Annotated in this window: 20 protein-coding genes; 8 read left to right on the forward strand and 12 right to left on the reverse strand. The window is 70.3% G+C overall.

Annotated features, from left to right (window positions below; all coding sequences use genetic code 11):
* Nucleotides 1-84: 84 nt before the first annotated feature.
* The 9 genes from KF941_RS04910 to urtA form a co-directional block, all read right to left on the reverse strand.
* Entirely contained in the window at nucleotides 85-1,290 is a 1,206-nt protein-coding gene (locus KF941_RS04910; RefSeq protein WP_240540222.1) for a multidrug effflux MFS transporter, read from the reverse strand.
* Nucleotides 1,287-1,757, reverse strand: coding sequence for a MarR family transcriptional regulator (locus KF941_RS04915; RefSeq protein ID WP_036755127.1), 471 nt, complete (start codon nucleotides 1,755-1,757; stop codon nucleotides 1,287-1,289). The genes KF941_RS04910 and KF941_RS04915 overlap by 4 nt, the downstream gene beginning before the upstream one ends.
* A 186-nt stretch (nucleotides 1,758-1,943) precedes the next feature.
* Complete coding sequence (locus KF941_RS04920) at nucleotides 1,944-4,241, reverse strand: caspase family protein (protein ID WP_214272706.1); 2,298 nt, start codon at nucleotides 4,239-4,241, stop codon at nucleotides 1,944-1,946.
* A 2-nt stretch (nucleotides 4,242-4,243) separates the two neighbouring features.
* Nucleotides 4,244-4,591, reverse strand: a complete 348-nt coding sequence (locus KF941_RS04925) for a hypothetical protein (protein WP_214272707.1) — start codon at nucleotides 4,589-4,591, stop codon at nucleotides 4,244-4,246.
* Nucleotides 4,592-4,861: 270 nt separating this feature from the next.
* The gene (urtE, locus tag KF941_RS04930; RefSeq protein ID WP_036755132.1) at nucleotides 4,862-5,569 is read right to left on the reverse strand and encodes an urea ABC transporter ATP-binding subunit UrtE; all 708 of its coding nucleotides are present in this window, start codon (nucleotides 5,567-5,569) and stop codon (nucleotides 4,862-4,864) included.
* 3 nt (nucleotides 5,570-5,572) lie between these two features.
* Nucleotides 5,573-6,313 carry an urea ABC transporter ATP-binding protein UrtD gene (urtD, locus tag KF941_RS04935; protein WP_036755135.1) on the reverse strand — a complete coding sequence of 247 codons (741 nt, stop codon included), beginning with the start codon at nucleotides 6,311-6,313 and terminating at the stop codon, nucleotides 5,573-5,575.
* Nucleotides 6,310-7,545: an urea ABC transporter permease subunit UrtC gene (gene urtC, locus KF941_RS04940; RefSeq protein WP_036755136.1), complete on the reverse strand. Its 1,236-nt coding sequence runs from the start codon at nucleotides 7,543-7,545 to the stop codon at nucleotides 6,310-6,312. Before urtC ends, urtD begins: the two co-directional genes overlap by 4 nt.
* A 1-nt stretch (nucleotide 7,546) precedes the next feature.
* Nucleotides 7,547-9,457 carry an urea ABC transporter permease subunit UrtB gene (gene urtB / locus KF941_RS04945; protein WP_036755139.1) on the reverse strand — a complete coding sequence of 637 codons (1,911 nt, stop codon included), beginning with the start codon at nucleotides 9,455-9,457 and terminating at the stop codon, nucleotides 7,547-7,549.
* A 49-nt stretch (nucleotides 9,458-9,506) separates the two neighbouring features.
* Nucleotides 9,507-10,799 carry an urea ABC transporter substrate-binding protein gene (gene urtA / locus KF941_RS04950; RefSeq protein WP_214272708.1) on the reverse strand — a complete coding sequence of 431 codons (1,293 nt, stop codon included), beginning with the start codon at nucleotides 10,797-10,799 and terminating at the stop codon, nucleotides 9,507-9,509.
* A 384-nt stretch (nucleotides 10,800-11,183) separates the two neighbouring features.
* Between urtA and KF941_RS04955 the strand changes: the two genes are divergently transcribed.
* The 8 genes from KF941_RS04955 to ureG are packed head-to-tail and all read left to right on the forward strand — an operon-like array spanning nucleotide 11,184 to nucleotide 16,591.
* Nucleotides 11,184-11,978, forward strand: a complete 795-nt coding sequence (locus tag KF941_RS04955) for an urease accessory protein UreD (RefSeq protein WP_036755143.1) — start codon at nucleotides 11,184-11,186, stop codon at nucleotides 11,976-11,978.
* 8 nt (nucleotides 11,979-11,986) lie between these two features.
* The gene (locus KF941_RS04960; protein ID WP_036755147.1) at nucleotides 11,987-12,289 is read left to right on the forward strand and encodes an urease subunit gamma; all 303 of its coding nucleotides are present in this window, start codon (nucleotides 11,987-11,989) and stop codon (nucleotides 12,287-12,289) included.
* Between the two features lie 11 nt (nucleotides 12,290-12,300).
* Complete coding sequence (locus KF941_RS04965) at nucleotides 12,301-12,843, forward strand: HupE/UreJ family protein (protein WP_214272709.1); 543 nt, start codon at nucleotides 12,301-12,303, stop codon at nucleotides 12,841-12,843.
* A gap of 1 nt (nucleotide 12,844) precedes the next feature.
* Nucleotides 12,845-13,150, forward strand: a complete 306-nt coding sequence (locus KF941_RS04970) for an urease subunit beta (protein WP_072462575.1) — start codon at nucleotides 12,845-12,847, stop codon at nucleotides 13,148-13,150.
* Between the two features lies 1 nt (nucleotide 13,151).
* Nucleotides 13,152-14,843: an urease subunit alpha gene (ureC, locus tag KF941_RS04975; RefSeq protein ID WP_214272710.1), complete on the forward strand. Its 1,692-nt coding sequence runs from the start codon at nucleotides 13,152-13,154 to the stop codon at nucleotides 14,841-14,843.
* Between the two features lie 2 nt (nucleotides 14,844-14,845).
* Complete coding sequence (locus KF941_RS04980) at nucleotides 14,846-15,355, forward strand: urease accessory protein UreE (protein ID WP_214272711.1); 510 nt, start codon at nucleotides 14,846-14,848, stop codon at nucleotides 15,353-15,355.
* The gene (locus KF941_RS04985) at nucleotides 15,324-15,974 is read left to right on the forward strand and encodes an urease accessory UreF family protein (RefSeq protein ID WP_214273648.1); all 651 of its coding nucleotides are present in this window, start codon (nucleotides 15,324-15,326) and stop codon (nucleotides 15,972-15,974) included. Before KF941_RS04980 ends, KF941_RS04985 begins: the two co-directional genes overlap by 32 nt.
* Nucleotides 15,971-16,591 (forward strand): urease accessory protein UreG, encoded by a 621-nt coding sequence (gene ureG, locus KF941_RS04990; protein WP_214272712.1) that lies wholly within the window; start codon nucleotides 15,971-15,973, stop codon nucleotides 16,589-16,591. Before KF941_RS04985 ends, ureG begins: the two co-directional genes overlap by 4 nt.
* 63 nt (nucleotides 16,592-16,654) lie before the next feature.
* Here the strand turns inward: ureG and KF941_RS28285 are convergent, their stop codons facing one another.
* Genes KF941_RS28285 through KF941_RS05005 form a run of 3 tightly spaced genes read right to left on the reverse strand, consistent with a single transcriptional unit; the run spans nucleotide 16,655 to nucleotide 18,721 of the window.
* The gene (locus tag KF941_RS28285; RefSeq protein ID WP_214272713.1) at nucleotides 16,655-17,272 is read right to left on the reverse strand and encodes a TonB-dependent receptor; all 618 of its coding nucleotides are present in this window, start codon (nucleotides 17,270-17,272) and stop codon (nucleotides 16,655-16,657) included.
* Nucleotides 17,218-18,165, reverse strand: a complete 948-nt coding sequence (locus KF941_RS28290) for a TonB-dependent receptor (protein ID WP_214272714.1) — start codon at nucleotides 18,163-18,165, stop codon at nucleotides 17,218-17,220. Before KF941_RS28290 ends, KF941_RS28285 begins: the two co-directional genes overlap by 55 nt.
* Nucleotides 18,089-18,721: a Plug domain-containing protein gene (locus KF941_RS05005; RefSeq protein WP_214272715.1), complete on the reverse strand. Its 633-nt coding sequence runs from the start codon at nucleotides 18,719-18,721 to the stop codon at nucleotides 18,089-18,091. The genes KF941_RS28290 and KF941_RS05005 overlap by 77 nt, the downstream gene beginning before the upstream one ends.
* Nucleotides 18,722-18,745: the final 24 nt, after the last annotated feature.

Genomic DNA, 18,745 nt, shown 5'->3' on the forward strand with positions numbered 1-18,745 from the left:
GCACGTCCTGAGCACGTCCTGAGCCGGCCCCCGGCAAGGCCGCGCGGGCCGGCCGCCCCGCCGGCTCGGTCCGGGATCGCCGCGTCAGGCCCGGCTGCGATGCGCGATGTGGAACGACAGCTGCGCCAGGATGCCCGCCGCCGTCAGCACCAGCGCCGCGGCCAGGGCCGGATTGCCGCCGATGCCGCTCAGCGCGGCGCAGGCCGCGCCGATCACCATCTGGATGAAGCCGTAAAGTCCCGAGGCCGAGCCGGAGGCAGCCGGATCGAGGCTCAGCGCCTCGGACAGCGCCATGGGCGAGGCGAGCCCGGCGCCGAAGCTCAGCACCAGCATCGGCAGGACCGCCAGGGCCACGCTCAGCGTGCCGCTCAGGACCGCCAGCAGGAACAGCACGGCCCCCAGGCAGCTGATCAGGTTGCCCGCCACCATCAGGCGCCCCATGCGGATGCGGCCCGCCAGCCGGCTGGCGGCAAGGCTGCCGAACCATACGCCCAGCACGTTGAAGGCCAGGTAGAAGGCGACCTCGCTGGCCGGGCGGTGCAGCTGGTCGACGAAGATGAAGGGGGCGGCGCCGAGATAGGCATAGATCGCCGTCGTGGCGAAACCGCCGCCGATGGCATAGCCCAGGAAGCGGCGCGAGCCCAGAAGCCCGGCATAGCTGCGCATCACCCGGCCCAGATCCCGGCCGTGCAGGTCGGGGCCATGCGGCAGGCGGCGCCAGACCAGCAGCAGGTTTACCAGCCCCAGCGCACAGAGGACCAGGAAGATCGAGCGCCAGCCGGTCGCCTCGGCCAGAAGCGCGCCGACCAGCGGCGAAAGGCCCGGCCCGACCATGACCATCAGGTTCATGAGCGACAGCTTCCTTGCCGCCTCTTCGTGCGAATGGCCGTCGCGCAGCATCGCCCGGCCCAGAACCAGGCCCGAGCCGCCGCCGATCGCCTCGAAGAAGCGCGCGACGATCAGCATCTCGATGGTCGGGGCCAGGAATGCCGTCGCCCCGGCAAGGGCATAGATCACCATGCCCGCGATCAGCACCGGGCGGCGCCCGAAACAGTCGGCTATCGGCCCGTAGACGACCTGCGCCAGCGCCAGGCCGACGACATAGGCGCTGAGCGTCATCTGCGCCGCGCCGGCGGTGGTGCCGAAGGCCGCGGCCACCATCGGCAGTGCCGGCACGAAGATGTGGATCGCCATGGTGCCGCCCAGGGTAAGCATGGCCAGCAGCCACAGCGGCGCGGGCGCCGGGGCGGTTCGCCAGCCTTGCGGCTCGTGACAGGTGGCCATGGTCATGGGGCGTTGCCTTTGTCGGTTCGTTCCGGCGCCAGCCGGTCAAGGATGCGTTGCAGGACGTCGCGGGCGGCGGCGATCCGGTCCTCGTCGATGCCGGCCAGCACCTCGGCCTCCAGCTCGCGCGAGACGGCAAGGGCGCGGCGGCCCAAAGCCTCTCCGGCCGGGGTCAGGCTCAGGGCCTTGGCGCGGCCGTCCCGCGGGTCGGGCGCGCTGCGCACCAGCCCGTCGGCCTCGAGCCGGGCGAGGATGCGGACCAGGGACGAGCTGTCCAGCGACAGCGCCGCGGCCAGTTCCTTTTGCCGGACCGGCTCGCCTGCGCGGGCCAGCTGGACCAGCGGCGCCAGGCCGGCATCGGTGACTTTGCAGCCCTGCAGCCTGTGGTCGATGGCTTGCCGCCAGCGGCGGCTGGCCTGGCCGATCAGCCTGCCCAGTCGGGGCGGCCGGCCCTGCTCGTCGTCTTCGGACATCGGGGAGATCCTGCTGTGATGCAGAAATAGATGGCATCCAAACCAATTCGCCGCAACGCATGAGATTGCAAACGAGCTATGCGCTGACGGGGCAGCCGTCGGCTGGGCCTGGGGGGCAGGCGGACGCAGCGCACCGGCAGAAAAGCCAGGACCGGCGGGGCGGGGTGCTTGCCCGTCCCGGTCGCCTCAGAACAGATCGACACGGGGCGGGTTCTGCGCCCACCAGGCGCGGGCTGCCATCAGCAGCCGCTCCCGCGGGCCGGCGCGGGGCGGCAAGGCTTCCAGCCCCGTGCGGCTGCCCGCCCGCGCCAATGCCGCGATGGTGGCGGGCCCGGCCTGCCCGTCCACGGCGACCGCTTCTCCCAGCTCGTTCAGGATCATCTGCGCCGCCCGGTCCAGGTCGGCGGCGGCCACCCCCTCCAGCAGTTCGCGCGCGCGGGCGGCCGCCTCGGCAGAGGGTAGGTGCAGCGCCTTGGCGGCGCGCAGGGCGGCATCGGCCGGGCCCAGCGGCCGGGCGTCGCCCCCCAGGATGATGCCGGCGCCGTTGGCCCCGCTCCAGCCGTCGCCCCGCGCCAGCCCCATGTCATACCAGCGCAGCGCCGCGCGCGGATCGGGCTTGCCCAGCTGGCCGCGCATGATCATCCGGCCCAGGTTCGCGGGCGCAAAGGGATGCCCGCCCTGGGCCGCGCGCTCGAACCAGTCGCGGGCGGCGGCGGGATCGGGCTTCACGTCGCCATGACCGCGCAGCGCCACCAGCCCCAGGTTGTTATAGCCGTAGATGTCCTTGCGCTCGGCCGAGGCGCGCAGATAGGTCAGCCCGCGCTCGGGCCGGAACCAGCGGCTGTCGGGGTCCAGGAAATAGGCGCCCAGCTCGTTCATGGAATAGGTATGGCCAAGCTCTGCGGCGCGCTCCAGCAGCTCGAAGCCGCGCTGGCGGTCGGCTTCGGCGGGGCCGTTGCGCAGCAGGCGCAGGCCGCGGCTGTGCATTGCAAAGGGATCGCCGCTGGCGATGGCCTGCTCCAGCAGCGCGTTGCCCTGCGCCTCGTCCAGCGGGATCGGCACCGCGGCGCGGTCCACGCGCGGGCTCAGCAGCAGCATGGCGGCGGCATGGCCGGCGCGGACATGGCCGGCCGCGGCGGCGGCGCGAAAGCTGTCATAGGCCGCTTTCAGGTCGCCCGACGCCTGCTGTGCGCGGCCCAGCTGGTAGAGCAGCCGCGGGACGCCGGGGTTTTCGGCCACGGCCTGCATGCAATCGGCCAGCGCGCGCCGGGGCTCGATCTGGTTCGGCAGGCGGTAAAGGCCCACGCCCTGAAGGTCCAGCGCATCGCCCGCCTGCACGTCGCAGGCCAGGGCGGGCATCTGGACCGAGACCTTCAGCACGCCGGGCTCGGCGCCGCCGATGCCAAGGGTGAAGCGGTCCCGGACGACATGCTCGGTCCTGCCGGCCATCGGGGTCTCGGCCAGGTGCGGGCGATAGGTCGGGGCGCCGCCGGCAAGGTCGATCTGCCCATGCTGCGGCGCCTCGATCACCGAGACATCGCCCAGAGGGCCGCCGATCCCTTCGGCCAGCCGCTCGCCCAGCGGCAGTTCGCGCGCGAAGGGCAGGGTCAGGTCGACCGCCTGTTCCCGCGCGGGCGCGGCGCTGCGGTTGGGCTGCGAGATGGCGGATTCCGCGGACGGCGGGGTGGCGACGGTCCCGCCCTGGACCAGGTAGAAGGGCTGCACCAGGGTCGAGCTTTCCCAGGGCACCTGCCGGCCGCTGGTCGATTGATAGACGCGCTGGCGCACGTCGGCCAGCATGGTCAGGATGTTTTCATCGGAATATTGCCCGGCCGCGTCCAGGATGGCCTGGGCATAGGGCCCGTTCCCGCCCGCCTCGCCGTCATAGGCCACCTGTCCGGGCGAGGTCGAAAAGGCGACCAGCGAATTGATCGGGGTCGAGAAGACCTCGAAGCCGGATTTGGTCTCGAACAGCGTCGCATCAAGATTGGCCGCCAGGCGCAGGTTCGGAAAGGGGTTTTCCCGACAGGCGTCGATCATGGCGACATGGGTCGAGCCGCGGGCCGACAGCAGCTCGACCACCCGGTCGAGGGTGATGGACTGCACCGGCAGGTCGTAGATGCTTTCGAAGGCCACGTCGGTCGGCAGCAGATAGTTGCGCCGCCCGATCTGGATGCCATGGCCGGCATAGAAGAAGACCAGCTCCGATCCCTCGGGGATGTTCAGCAAGGCCGTGCGCAGGAAGGATTCGAAGCCCGTCCGGTCGAGGTCGTGGGATTCCTGCACGGTAAAGCCGAAGCCGCGCAGCATGTCGGCGATGTCGCGGGCGTCGCGCACGGCATTGTCCAGCGAGGGCGCGCGCTGATAGTCCCCGTTGCCGACGACCAGCGCGATGCGGGCGCCTTCGGCCCCGGCCAGGGTGGTCAGGCCCAGCGACACCGCCGCAGCCAGCAGCAGAGACCTAGCTGGTCGCCCGGCCGACATCGCTAGCCCCAGCCCCCTCCGCCGTCATCGCCGCCATCGTTGCCGCCGCCGTCGTTGCCGCCGTCTCCGCCGCTGTCGCCACCGTCACTGTCGCCGCCGCCCGAACCGTCACCCGAGCCGCCGCCTGAACCGCCGCCGCCGGTTCCGCCACCCGAGCCGCCGCTGTTGCCGCCGCTCGAGCCACCGCCGCCGGATTCATTTGCCCGGCCGCCGCCGGTTCCGCCCGTTGACCCGGCCGAGGAAACGGCCGGCTGCGCCTGCTGGCCGGTTGCGGAGGAAGTGGGAACCTCCTCACAGCCGGAAACGAGCGCGATTGCTGCTGTCGAGAGAGTTAGGGCCAGGATACGCATCTTTGCCGCCCCCGTTGCAATGGGACGATGATAGTCCAAATCGCGCAATCCAGCCAGAAATTCCTGCTCGTCCCGACGCCTTTCCCGGCCGGCCGGAACGCCGTGCCGGTGGGGCCGGCCTGACTGTCGCGTCCCGAAACCGCATGTCCTGCGCAGGACGGCCGGCGTTGATGCGAGAGGACCGGAGCGCCTTTGCAAAACCGGGCCGGCATGGCACCGCGAACCCCGTCCCATGGCGCCGCATGGACAGGCCGGGCGGCCCTGGACCCGTCAGGCGGCCGCGTGGCCGGCCAGCCGCGCGTGCAGATCCTCGCGCCGCAGCCGCGCCTTGGGCCCCTGCGCCACCGCCCGGCCGCGCTCCAGCACCAGGAAGTCGTCGCCCAGATCCCAGGCGAAGTCGAAATACTGCTCGACCAGCACGATGGCCATGTCGCCGCGGTCGCGCAGCGCGGCGATCACCCGGCCGATCTGGGCGATGATGTTGGGCTGGATGCCCTCGGTCGGCTCGTCCAGCAGCAAAAGGCGCGGCCGGGTGATCAGCGCGCGGGCGATGGCCAGTTGCTGCTGCTGGCCGCCCGAAAGGTCGCCGCCGCGCCGATGCGCCATCTCGGCCAGCACCGGGAAGCTGTCGAAGATCTCGTCGGGGATGCGGCGCTCGGCGCGGGGCAGGCAGGCGAAGCCGGTCTCCATGTTCTCGCGCACGGTCAGCATCGGGAAGATCGCCCGGCCCTGCGGGACGTAGCCCACGCCCATCCGCGCCATCTGCTGCGCGCTGACGCGGCCCAGCTCGCGCCCGTCCAGGCGGATCGTGCCGCCCGAACGCGGATGCCGCCCGGCCAGCAGGGCAAGCAGCGAGGTCTTGCCCACGCCGTTGTTGCCCATCACGCAGACCACCGCGCCGGGGCGGGCGTCGATGTCGATGCCGTGAAGGATCTGGCTGCCGCCGTAGTGAAGGGTCAGGTTCCTGGCTTCCAGCATCTCTCAGCGCCCCAGATAGACTTCGATCACGTCGGGATTGCGGGTCACGTGGTCCAGCGTGCCCTCGGCCAGGACCGAGCCCTGGTGCAGCACCGTCACCTTGCAGTCGAGCCGGCGCACGAAATCCATGTCATGTTCCACCACCACCACGGCGCGGGTCCGCGCCAGCCGCACCAGCAGCGCGGTGGTCTGCTCGCGCTCGGCCAGGGTCATGCCCGCCGCCGGCTCGTCCACCAGCAGCAGCCGCGGCTCTTGCGCCAGGAGCATGCCGATCTCCAGCCATTGTTTCTGGCCGTGGCTCAGCTCGCCCGCCTTGCGGCCGGTGTGTTCGGCCAGCCCGACCTCGGCCGCCAGTTCCGCGACCCGCGCCACTGACGCGGCCGAGGGTTTCCAGAACAGCACCGCAAAGGGGCCGCGGCCCGCCTTCAGCGCCATGGTCAGGTTGGCGGCGACGCTCTGGTCCTCGAAGACGGTGGGGCGCTGGAACTTGCGGCCGATGCCGGCGCGGGCGATCTGCGCCTCGTTCATCCGCAAGAGCGAGCGCGAGGTCTCGCCGAAACGGACATCGCCGGAATCGGGCCGGGTCTTGCCGGTCACGATGTCCATGAAGGTGGTCTTGCCGGCGCCGTTCGGGCCGATCACCGCGCGCAGTTCCGCCGCGCCGATGGCAAAGGACAGGTTGTTGATCGCCCGGAACCCGTCGAAGCTGACCGAGATGCCGTCGACCTCCAGAAGCGCGCTCATGCCTTGGCCTCCTTTTCCTGCAAGGCGCCCTGGCCGGGGCCAAGGTCGCGGCCGTGCCGGCGCGGCGGCAGCACGCCCGCCAGCCGGTCGAAGATGCCGGCGATGCCCTTGGGCGCGAACAGCGTGACCAGCACGAAGCTGAGGCCCAGCGCCACCTGCCACCAATCCACCCATTTGACCGTATAGCCCGGCAGCGGCAGGTCGGGCGCGCGGCCGCCGGTGAACCAGCTGGACAGCAGCGACACCGCGATGGCGCCGATCATCGCGCCGTAAAGCCGGCCGCGCCCGCCGATCGCCACCCAGACCGCCAGGTAGATCGAGGCGATGGGCATCAGCTCGGCCGGGTTGATGATGCCGGCCTGCGGGTAATAGAGCGCGCCGGCGACGGCGGTGATCATCGCGGCCAGGGTAAAGACGACCAGCTTGAAGCCCTCGACCGGATAGCCGAGGAAGCGCACCCGCGTCTCGTCGTCGCGGATGGCGCGGATGACGCTGCCGAACTTGCCGCTGACCAGCCAGGCGGCCAGCACGTAGCAAAGCGCCAGCGCCGCGGCCGAGGCCCAGAGGAACCAGACCGACAGCGTGGCCTGCGGGACGCCGTCCAGGCCGGGGATGTTCTGCAGGCCCGACAGCCCGTTGTTGCCGCGAAAGCCGCTGTCGTTCTGGAAGAGCCACAAGGCCAGGGCCAGCGTCATCGCCTGGGTCAGGATGGACAGGTAGACCCCGTTCACGCGCGAGCGGAAGGCAAGCCAGCCGAAGGCCAGCGCCAGCAGCCCCGGCACCGCGACCACCAGCACCAGCTGCGCCGTCAGGCTGTGGGCGAAGGCCCAGGCCAGCGGCAGCTCGGACGAGCCGACGACGCCGAAGATCTGGTTGGCGACGGCCTCGCGCAGTTCCTGCGCGGTGGGCGGGATCGGGTTGCCGGCCATCGCGGCCGCGACGATGGCCTCGGTCCTGGCATACATCAGCCATTGCCCGATCATGTAGCCGCCAAGCGCGAAGAAGGCCATCTGCCCCAGCGACAGGATGCCCAGGTAGCCCCAGACCAGGTCCATCGCCAGGGCGGCCAGCGCCAGGCACAGCGTCTTGCCCAGGATCTTGACGGTCGAGGTCGGCACGACGCCCGAGCCGTAGGCCTGGCTCAGCAGCGTGACGGCAAGGGTAAAGACGGCCAGCAGCGCCAGGACGACCAGCACCGAGGGGTTGCGCAGGATCAGGGGTTGCCGGGTCATGTCAGGCCTCCGCCGCACGGCCGCGCTGCGGGATGATGCCGCGCGGACGGAACTGGATGAAGATCACAATGAACAGGATCATGAAGGTCTGCGCCGCCAGCGTGTTCGAGGGGTTGAAGGATTCGATCACCTTCGACAGCACCCCGATCAGCCCGGCGCCCGCCAGCGTGCCCCAGATATTGCCGACGCCGCCCACCACGACGGTCATGAAGCTTTGCACGATGTATTGCTGGCCCAGCTCGGACGTGACCTGCGCAAAAAGGCCGATGGCCACCCCCGCGATCCCGGCGATGCCCGAGCCGAGGCCAAAGGTCATCATGGCGATGCGGTCAGGGTTGATGCCCATGCTGGCGGCCATGCCGGGGTTTTGCGTGACCGCGCGCACCTCGAGCCCCAGCCGGGTGCGCTTCATGATGAACAGGAACAGCCCCAGGAACAGCACCGCAAGCACCAGGATCGCCACCCGGATCGAGGAGATCGAGATCACGTCGTTCACGGTGATCGCCCCCTCCAGCCATGCCGGCGCGGTCAGCGGCCGGGCCTGGGTGCCGAAGATGTTCTTGGCCAGCTGTTGCAGCGCGATGGACACGCCGAAGGTCGCCAGCAGCGTCTCCAGCGGGCGATGCGCCAGATGCCGGATCACCAGCCGGTAAAGCGCCACCCCGGCCGCGAAAGTCACCGCAAAGGCCAGCGGCAGCGCCACCACCAGCGACAGGGTGCGATCCGCGATCATGGTCTGGGTGACATAGCCGGTATAGGCGCCCATCATGATGAATTCGCCATGCGCCATGTTGATGACGCGCATGACGCCGAAGGTGATCGCCAGCCCGATGGCGGCCAGGAAATAGATCGAGGCCAGGGACAGCGCGTCCAGCCCCAGGTCGATGCCGGACATCGCCGCCAGCCGCCATTCCGCGCCCCTTTGCGCGGCGCGGGCGGCGTCGGTCACGTCGGGGTCGGCCTCCGCATAGACCTCGAAGAAGCGGGTGCCGGCCAGCGCCGCCTCGGTCTCGGACTCGGTCGCGGCAGGGGGGACGGCGCCCGCGGCCTCCAGCGCCTCATAGGCGCGGTCGCGGGCCTGCGGGTCGGACAGTTCTGCGACGGGAACGCCGCCCACGCGGCCCTGGGCGACATGCGCGGCCAGCGCAGCGCGCTGGTCGGCGGGCGTCAGGCGCGGCTGGATCAGCCCCTCGGCGGTCAGCAGGGCGACGGCGGCCTCGCGCGGGAAATCATCCGAGCCTGGGCGCAATTCGCGGGCGATATTGGCTTGCGGCTCCTCCGCCGCGGCCAGGCGGCGCGTCGCCAGCAGCGGGTTCAGCGCGGCGCGGAAATCCAGCCCGACATCGCCCGCCATCAGCTGGATGGCGGCCACGCGGGCGGCGGGGTCGGTATCGAAGCGGATGGTCAGCAGCCTTTCGATCCGGTCGCGGCGCGCGGCCAGGACGGGATCGGCCTCGGGCGCGGCCGAGCGCAGGGCGGCCAGATGCGCGGCGGTGCCGTCGCGGGCGATGCTGGCCAGCGCGGCGGCGCGGCGGGCGCGGTCGGGGCTGGCGATCTCGCCCGCGACCAGCGCCGATTCGATGACGCCGCGCACGCCGGAATTGGGCCGCAGCATCCTGGGCTCCGCGTCCGCGACAGGCTGTCCCGTCACCGCATCGGTGGCGCCGTCGCCGTCCACGATCACCAGCCGCCCGCCGGCCAGGCCAAGCGCGCGGCCCGCCCAGGCCGACAGCAGCGCCAGCCCCTCGGGGCCGGTGGCGGCGATCTCGGCGACCAGCGGCCCGACCGTGCGGCGCGAGGGCTTTTCGATCTGGTCGAGGTTGTCGGCGACGACGGCTTCCAGCGCCGGGTTGGCGGCGGCAGGCAGGGCCAGAAGCAGCGTCAGCAAAAGGGCGATCAGGCGGCAGGTCATGGGCGCTCCCGTCCAAGGAAGGGGGCGGCGGAACCGCCCCCGCAATCTGTCAGTAATTCGACTGGATCTGCACGCAGCTGTCGGTCTGCGTGTTGAACATGCCGCATTTCCTGTCCTGCCAGTCGGCCTCGAGCACCGCGGATTCGGGCAGGAAGTCGGTCCAGGCGTCGCCGGGCACCGGCTCGGTCTGGCTGACGATGTCGAACTGCCCGTCCTCGCGGATCTCGCCGATCAGCACCGGCTTGGTCAGGTGGTGGTTGGGCAGGACCGTCGCCGTGCCGCCGGTCAGGTTCGGCACCTCGACGCCGACGATGGCGTCCAGCACCGGATCGACATCCGTGGTCCCGGCCTTTTCGACCGCCGCCACCCAGGCGTTGAAGCCGATCACCGTCGCCTCCATCGGGTCGTTGGTCACGCGCTTGGCGTCGCCGATGAACTTGTGCCAGTCCTCGATGAACGCGGCGTTTTCCGGCGTGTCGGCGGATTGGAAATAGTTCCAGGCGGCCAGGTGGCCCACGAGGTTCGTGGTATCCAGCCCCGAAAGCTCTTCCTCGCCGACCGAGAAGGCGATGACCGGGATGTCCTCGGCCGAGACGCCCGCCGCGGCAAGCTCCTTGTAGAAGCCGACATTGGCGTCGCCGTTGATCGTCGAGACCACGCCGACCTTCTTGCCGTCGGCGCCAAGCGCCACCACGTCCGCGACGATCTTGGACCAGTCGGAATGCCCGAAGGGCGTGTAGTTGACGAAGATGTCGCCCTCTGCCACGCCCTTGCCCTTCAGATAGGCGTCGAGGATGTTGTTCGTCGTGCGCGGATAGACGTAGTCGGTCCCGAGCAGCGCCCATTTCTCGACGCCCAGCTCCTCGGTCATGTAATCGACCGCCGGGATCGCCTGCTGGTTCGGGGCGGCGCCGGTATAGATGACGTTCTTCGAGCTTTCCTCGCCTTCATATTGAACGGGATAGAACATCAGCCCGTTGAGTTCCTCCAGCACCGGCAGCACGGACTTGCGCGAGACCGAGGTCCAGCAGCCGAAGATCACGTCCACCTCGGACACGGTCAGCAGTTCGCGCGCCTTCTCGGCAAAGAGCGGCCAGTCCGAGGCGGGATCGACCACCACCGCCTCCAGCGGGCGGCCCAGAAGGCCGCCCTTGGCGTTCTGGCGCTCGACCATCATCAGGACGGTGTCCTTCAGCGTGGTTTCCGAAATCGCCATCGTGCCCGACAACGAATGCAGCACGCCGATCTTGATCGGCTCGCCTTCCTGCGCCTGCGCCTGCGCGGTGCCGGCAAGGCCGGTCGAAACGGCCAGTGCGGCGGCTGCGCTGATAATCCTCTTCATCCCTGTCTTCCCTTCCCTGTGTCATTGGCAGCGGGTTCAGGGGCACTAGAGGCCATCGGCGGCACCGCGCCAAATCCCATGCCGCGGCGCGGCGCCGGGCGACATGCGGTGATGAAGTTTCAGCCAGTTCCGCGGGCGATCGCTTGCCGAACGGGCAGAAATGGATCGAAGCAGGGCCGGGGCGGTCGGTTTTCCCGGCCCAGGTCCGGCACCGGCGGCCAAAGGGCGGCAGGCGTTCGGCGATTGCCCAAAAACCCGTCGCCGTGGCGAATATCCGGGCAGGTTGCCGGGCGTTTTGCCCCGGCCGCTTGGCGGCGGCTGCCCATCGGTTGATCGCCGCCCTGTTTCATGGCCGAGGTCGGGGCAACGCATCGGGATCCGCTCATGGCTTTGGACATCTCCAGTTCGGTTCAGGCATTGCCGCGCAGCCACGGCGCGGCGCAGCTGTCGCGTGCCGAAGGGCGGCTGCGGCGCCTGCACCAGCAAGGCTGCCTCAAGATCCTGATGCCGCGGAACCGCTGCGAGGCGGTGGTGGTCAATACCGCCGGCGGCATCACCGGCGGCGACCGGCTGGCGCTTGGCATCCATGCGGGCCGGGGCGAAAGCCTGACGGTGACGACGCAGGCGGCCGAGCGCGTCTATCGCAGCGCCGGCGGGGCAGGGCAGGTGTCGAACCTCCTGACGCTTGACGAAGGCGCCCGCATCGACTGGCTGCCGCAGGAGACGATCCTGTTCGAGGGCTCGGCCCTCGAACGGCGGCTGACCGTGGAGATGGCGCCGGGCGCGACGCTGCTGGCCGCCGAAAGCGTGGTCTTCGGGCGCGCGGCGCATGGGGAAACGCTGCGCCGGTTCCATCTGCGCGACCATTGGCGCATCCGCCGCGGCGACCGCCTGATCCATGCCGAGGCGATGCGGCTGGACGGGATGCCCACGGGGCCCGCCACCCTGGCGGGGGTGCGCGCCGCCGCCACCATGATCCTTGCCGCGCCGGGGGCCGAGCATGGGCTGGACGCGGCCCGCGCGGCGATCCCCCAGGGCGCCGAGGCCGGGGTCAGCGCGCTGCCGGGCCTGCTGGTGGCGCGGTTCCTGGCACCCTCGGCCCAGGCCCTGCGGGCGGCGCTGGTGCCGCTCATCGCGCATTTCCGCGCCGGCCCGCCGCCGCGCGTCTGGCAATTGTGAGGCGAAAGATGAACCTGACACCCCGCGAAAAGGACAAGCTGCTGGTGGCCATGGCCGCCATCGTCGCCCGCAACCGCATGGCGCGCGGCGTCAGGCTGAACCACCCCGAGGCCGTCGCCATCATCACCGACGCCGTGGTCGAGGGTGCCCGCGACGGCCGCTCGGTCGCCGACCTGATGTCCTGGGGCGCCGAGATCCTGCGCGCCGAGGATTGCATGGAAGGCGTGCCCGAGATGATCCCCGAGATCCAGGTCGAGGCCACCTTTCCCGACGGCACCAAGCTGGTGACGGTCCACCATCCCATCCGCTGAAGGACTTCGCGATGAAAAAGCTTCTTGCCGCCCTGCTGCTGGCACCGACCGCGGCCCTTGCCCACACCGGCCACGGCGGGGGCGCGCCCCTGGTGGCGGGCCTGTCCCACCCGCTGGGCGGGGCCGATCACCTGCTGGCCATGCTGGCCGTGGGCCTGTGGGCGGCCGGCATCGGCGGACGCGCGATCTGGGCGCTGCCGCTGGCCTTCGTGGCGGCGATGGTCGCGGGCGGCGCGCTGGGTGCGGCGGGGGTCGGCCTGCCGCTGGTCGAGCCGGTGATCCTGGCCTCTTCCATCGTCATCGGCGCGGCGATCGCGCTGGCCCTGCGGCCGGGCCTGGCCATGGTGCTGCCGGTGATCGCGGTCTTCGGCATGATGCACGGCCATGCGCACGGGATCGAAGGCCCGGCGCAGGGGCTGGCCGCCTATGCCGCGGGCTTTGCGCTGGCGACGGCGGGCCTGCACGGCATCGGCATCGCGCTGGGGCGCCTGCCGCTGGCGCGCTGGCTGGGCGCTGCGACCGCCGCGGCGGGCCTTGCGCTGGCGGTGGCCTGAGATGATCCCCGGAGAGATCATCCCCGCCGAGGGCGAGATCGTGCTGAACGCCGGCCGCCCCCGCCTGGTCCTGACCGTCGCCAATACCGGCGACCGCCCGGTGCAGGTCGGCAGCCATTACCATTTCGCCGAAACCAACCCGGCGCTGGATTTCGACCGCGCGGCCGCGCGGGGGATGCGCCTCGACATCGCCGCCGGCACCGCGATCCGCTTCGAGCCGGGGCAGACCCGCGACGTGGGCCTGATCCCCTTTGCGGGCGACCGCCGGGTCTTCGGCTTTCGCGCCGCCGTCATGGGGGAGCTGTAGGATGCCCGCCACGCTGTCCCGCGCCGATTACGCGGCGATCTATGGCCCCACCACCGGCGACCGCGTGCGCCTGGCCGACACCGAACTGGTCATCGAGGTCGAGCGCGACCTGACCACCTATGGCGAGGAGGTCAAGTTCGGCGGCGGCAAGGTCATCCGCGACGGCATGGGCCAGTCGCAGAAATCCCGCGCCGAGGGCGCGATGGACACCGTCATCACCAACGCGCTGATCGTGGATGCGACCGGCATCTACAAGGCCGATGTGGGTCTGCGGGACGGGCGCATCGCGGTGATCGGCAAGGCCGGCAACCCCGATACCCAGCCCGCCGTCACCGTGCTGATCGGGCCGGGGACCGAGATCATCGCGGGCGAAGGCCGTATCCTGACCGCCGGGGCGATGGACGCGCATATCCATTTCATCTGTCCCCAGCAGATCGACGACGCGCTGCATTCGGGCATCACCACCATGCTGGGCGGCGGCACCGGCCCGGCGCATGGCACGCTGGCCACCACCTGCACGCCGGGGCCCTGGCATATCGGCCGGATGCTGCAGGCCGCGGACGCCTTCCCGATGAACCTCGCGTTTGCGGGCAAGGGCAACGCCTCGCTGCCCGCCGCGCTGGAGGAACAGATCCGCGCCGGCGCCTGCGCGATGAAGCTGCACGAGGACTGGGGCACCACCCCCGCCGCCATCGACTGCTGCCTTTCCGTCGCCGACCGCATGGACGTGCAGGTGATGATCCACACCGACACGCTGAACGAAAGCGGCTTTGTCGAGGACACCATCGCCGCCATCGCCGGCCGCACCATCCATGCCTTCCATACCGAGGGCGCGGGCGGCGGCCATGCGCCCGACATCATCCGGGTGGCGGGGCTGGCGAACGTGATCCCGTCCTCGACCAACCCGACGCGGCCCTTCACCGTCAACACGATGGAAGAGCATCTGGACATGCTGATGGTCTGCCATCACCTGGACCGCTCGATCCCGGAAGACATCGCCTTTGCCGAATCCCGCATCCGGCGCGAGACCATCGCGGCCGAGGACATCCTGCACGACATCGGTGCCATGTCGATCATCTCCTCCGACAGCCAGGCCATGGGCCGGGTGGGCGAGGTGCTGATCCGCACCTGGCAGACCGCCCACAAGATGCGGGTGCAAAGGGGCGTGCTGGGCGATGGCCCGGCCGACAATTTCCGCGTCCGCCGCTATGTCGCGAAATACACCATCAACCCGGCCATCGCGCATGGATTGGCGCATGAGATCGGTTCGGTCGAGCCCGGCAAGCGTGCCGACCTGGTGCTGTGGAACCCCGCCTTCTTCGGCGTCAAGCCCGAGATGGTGCTGCTGGGCGGCACCGTGGTCATGGCGCAGATGGGCGATCCCAACGCCTCGATCCCGACGCCGCAGCCGGTGCATTCGCGGCCCATGTTCGGGGCCTTCGGGCGCTCGGTCGAACGCAGCGCCGTGACCTTCGTCAGCCGCGATGCCGAGCTGGGCCATCTGGGGCTGGCCAAGGACACGGTCGCCGCGCGCGGCACGCGCGGCATCGGCAAGGCGCAGATGGTGCTGAACGACGCCACCCCCGAGATCCATGTCGACCCCGAAACCTACGAGGTGCGCGCGGATGGCGAGTTGCTGACCTGCCAGCCCGCCGAAAGCCTGCCCATGACGCAACGCTATTTCCTGTTCTGACGATGAAAGCCACCGTTGTCCTTCACCCGCCGCTTGCCGCCCCGCCCATCGACCGGGTCGAGTTGGACTACGATGCCCGCTTCCTGCGCCGCAAGCTGCTGCGCACCCGCTCGGGCGCCGACCTGCTGGTCGATCTGCCGAAAGTCACCGCGCTGGCCCATGGCGACGCGCTGTTGAGCGATGCCGGCCCGGTCGAGGTTGTCGCCGCAGCCGAGCCGGTGCTGATCGTCACCGGCGACCTGCCGCGCCTGGCCTGGCATATCGGCAACCGCCACACCCCCTGCCAGATCGAGCCCTTCCACCTGGTCATCCGCGCCGATCACGTCCTGCGCGCCATGCTGCAGGGCCTGGGCGCGACCGTGACCGAGGCGCGGCGCCCCTTTACCCCCGAAGGCGGCGCCTATGGCCCGGCCCAGGTCATGGGCCATTCGCATGGGCATGGACATGGGCATGGACATGGGGACGGGCACGGGCACCAGCATGCGCATGGCCACCCCCACCCCCATGGCTGAGCTTGCCGCGCTGCAACGGCTGTTTGCCTGGCTGTCGCCCGCCTGGCCGGTGGGCAGCTTTGCCTATTCGCACGGCATCGAGCAGGCCATCGCCGATGGCTGGCTGACCGGGCCGGACGCGGTGCAGGACTGGATCGCCGACATCCTGCGCCACGGCGCGGGCCGCAATGACGCGATCCTCTTGGCCCATGCCTGGCGGGGCGAGGATGTGGCCGAGCTTGCCCTGGCGCTGTCCGGTTGCGCCGAGCGTCGCCGCGAGGCGGCCGAGCAGGGGGCAAGCTTCGCCCGCGCCCTCTCGGCCGTCGAGGGCGCGCTGCAACCCGCCCCCTATCCCGTCGCCATCGGCATGGCGGCCGCCCGTGCGGGGGTGCCGCTTGCCGAAACGCTGGCGCTCTTCCTGCAGGCCTTTGCCTCGAACCTGGTCACGGCCTGCGTCAAGTCCGTGCCCATCGGCCCGACCCAGGGCCAGCGCGTGCTGGCCGCCCTGATGCCGCTGATCCACGAGATCGCCGCCGAGGCCGAGGTCGCGACGCTGGACGAGCTGGGCGGCTGCACCTTGCGCGGCGACCTGGCCGCCATCCGCCACGAAACGCTGCAACCAAGGATCTATCGCACATGACCAGCCCGAACGGCCCGCTTCGCATCGGCATCGGCGGCCCGGTCGGCGCGGGCAAGACCCGCCTGACCGAGGCGCTTTGCCGGGCGCTGTCGCAAGACCTGTCCGTCGCCGCGATCACCAACGACATCTATACGCGCGAGGATGCCGAATACCTGATGCGCGTGCAGGCCCTGCCGCTGGAGCGCATCCGCGGCGTCGAGACCGGCGGCTGCCCGCATACGGCGATCCGCGAGGATTGCTCGATCAACCTTGCCGCCGTCGAAGAGCTGACGGCGGCCTTTCCCGACCTCGACGTGATCCTGATCGAGTCGGGGGGCGACAACCTGTCGGCCACCTTCTCGCCGGAACTGGCGGACCTGACGGTCTATCAGATCGACTGCGGCATGGGCGACGACATCCCGCGCAAGGGCGGGCCGGGGGTCACGCGCTCGGACCTGCTGGTCGTCAACAAGATCGACATCTCCGAGGCGGTGGGCTGCGACCGCGACCGCATGGCGCGCGATGCGGCCCGGCAACGCGGCGCGCGCCCGGTGCGCTTCTGCTCCCTGCGCACCGGCGAGGGCGTGGCCGAGGTCGTGGCCGAGATCCGCCGCCTGGGCGGGCTGGACGGCGCCTGACCCGCCTGCCGCAGCGCGACCCTGGGGCAGGGCGGCCCGGTCGCTGCCGGGGCACCCTTCGCATCAGAACGTCATCTTCAGGCCGATGCCCAGCTCGCGCGGCTCGACCACGGTGGCCTCGAAGCCGCCGATCGAGCGGCTGGCCCGCAGAGAGGTCACCGAGCGGTCGTCGAACAGGTTGCTGACATAGGCGAAGGCCTGCAGGTTCTCGTGCGGCTGCCAGGTCAGGCGGGCATTGGCCACCGTATATGGGCCGATCCAGGTCTCTCGGTCCTTGTTGTCGCCGGAATAATAGCCGTCGGTATGGCGCAGCTGGCCGCTGAGCTGCCATTCCGGCGTGATGTCCCAATCGGCCGCCAGCGAAAGCGTATAGTCGGGCGCGCGGCCGAAGCGGTGGCCCTGGTATTCCGCCGCCGCGCTGGTCAAGCGGCCGATCTCGGCATGCAGCAGGCCCAGCCCCGCCTTGACCCGCAGGTTGTCGCGCAGCAGATCGTCCATCCCCAGTTCCAGGCCATGGGACCTGGTGCGCTCGGCATTGACGGTGATCGCGCTGCCGATGTTCTCGGGCAGGCTGGTCACGACATAGCGCTGCGCATCGTGCAGCCGGGTGCAGGACAGGTTCCCGGTCAGTTCCATCCGGTCGTCGAGCAACCGGATGCGGCCGAAATCTCGGAGTTCCACGAGGTCTCCGCATCGAAGGGCACGTATTCGCCGCTGGTCAGGTTCAGCGTCACCCCGCCGGGGTTGTAGCCCTTGCTGACCATGACGCCGATGCGGCTCGACCGGTCGAGGTCATGGGCCAGCGCCAGCTTGGGCAGCCAGGCGTCGAAGCTTTCGTCGTCGTCCAGCAGGTTGGGGGTAAAGCTCGACACGCCGCGCCGGGTGATGTCGTCGCGCTGATAGCGCAGCCCGCCGGTCAGGCTCCGGCGGTCGGCCAGGCGCCAGGTGGCTTCGGCGAACAGGCCCAGGCTGTCCTTGCGGTCGTCATAGGGGGTGGTGCCGCGGTAATCCAGCAGCTCGTCCGAATCCGTGTGCGAGACGAACAGCCCCGTCACGCCGCTGATCCGGTCCTCGGGCGTGCCGAAGGTCGCGCGCGTCTCGTTCGAGGTCACGTCCTGGTCCAGGACCACCGTGCCCGAGTTGACCGGCTCGGTCGAGCGCTTGATCCGGATGTCGGAATATTGCAGCTGGTTGAACAGCGTCCAGCCGTTGCCGAAATCGTGGCTCAGGTCCAGGATCGTGGTGTTGGTGCGCAGCCGCCAGCTGGGGTTCGAGGCGGTGGCGCTTTCCAGGTCCTCATAGGGTTCGGTCACGGCCTCCCAGTTCGGCCGGTTCGTCATGCCGTGCAAGAAGGTCAGCTTGCCCTGGAATCCGGGGATCTCTTGCGGCTGCCACAGCAGCTTGGCGCGAATGGTGTGCGATTCATGGTCCCGGTCGGTCGAGCCGACCGCGAAGGCGGGATTGGTATAGTCGATGCAGTTGTCGCGCGCCCAGTCATCAACGGCGATGCGCCCGGCCAGATCCTCGGACAAGGATCCCGAGGCCATCAGGCGGCTGTGGCTGCCGTATTCCATCTGCGCGGCGCCCTAGGGCTGGAAGGTCGGATCCTTGGTCCTGGCGATGATCGCCCCGGCGATCGAAATTCGCGCCCTGGCCCGCCGTCTGCGGGCCGCGGAAGACCCCGATGGATTCCACGTCCCACAACGCCTGGCTGCCCCAGACGATCTCCTTATAGCCCAGATAATGCCCGTCCAGATTGAAGGCCAGCCGCGGAGCCGTGCCGCCGAAGAAGGCGACCGTGCCGGAATTCGGGCCCTCGCCGTCCGGGCCGCGGATGGTGGGCGCGCCGCCCTGTCCGCCCGAGGCGGCATAGGTCACGTTGGCGATGCCCGTGGTCGCATCGGCGACGCTGTCCTGCCCGCCGTTCTCCTCAAGGTCGCGCGCGGTCAGGATCGCCACGGAAGAGGCGGTGTGCTTGACGCTGCGCGCCTGCTTTTCGCCGGTCAGGACGATTTCGTCCAGCCGCATCGTCTCGGTCGCGCCCTGGCCGTCCTGGGCAAGCGCCGGGGCGGTGGCCAATGCCAGCAGGGCGGCCGTGCCGACCCATGCCGGGATCTTGCGTCCATTCATCTCCAAACCCTCTTGAGAAGCTGC

Source organism: Paracoccus sp. pheM1 (assembly GCF_018499825.1).
Classification (GTDB): domain Bacteria; phylum Pseudomonadota; class Alphaproteobacteria; order Rhodobacterales; family Rhodobacteraceae; genus Paracoccus; species Paracoccus versutus.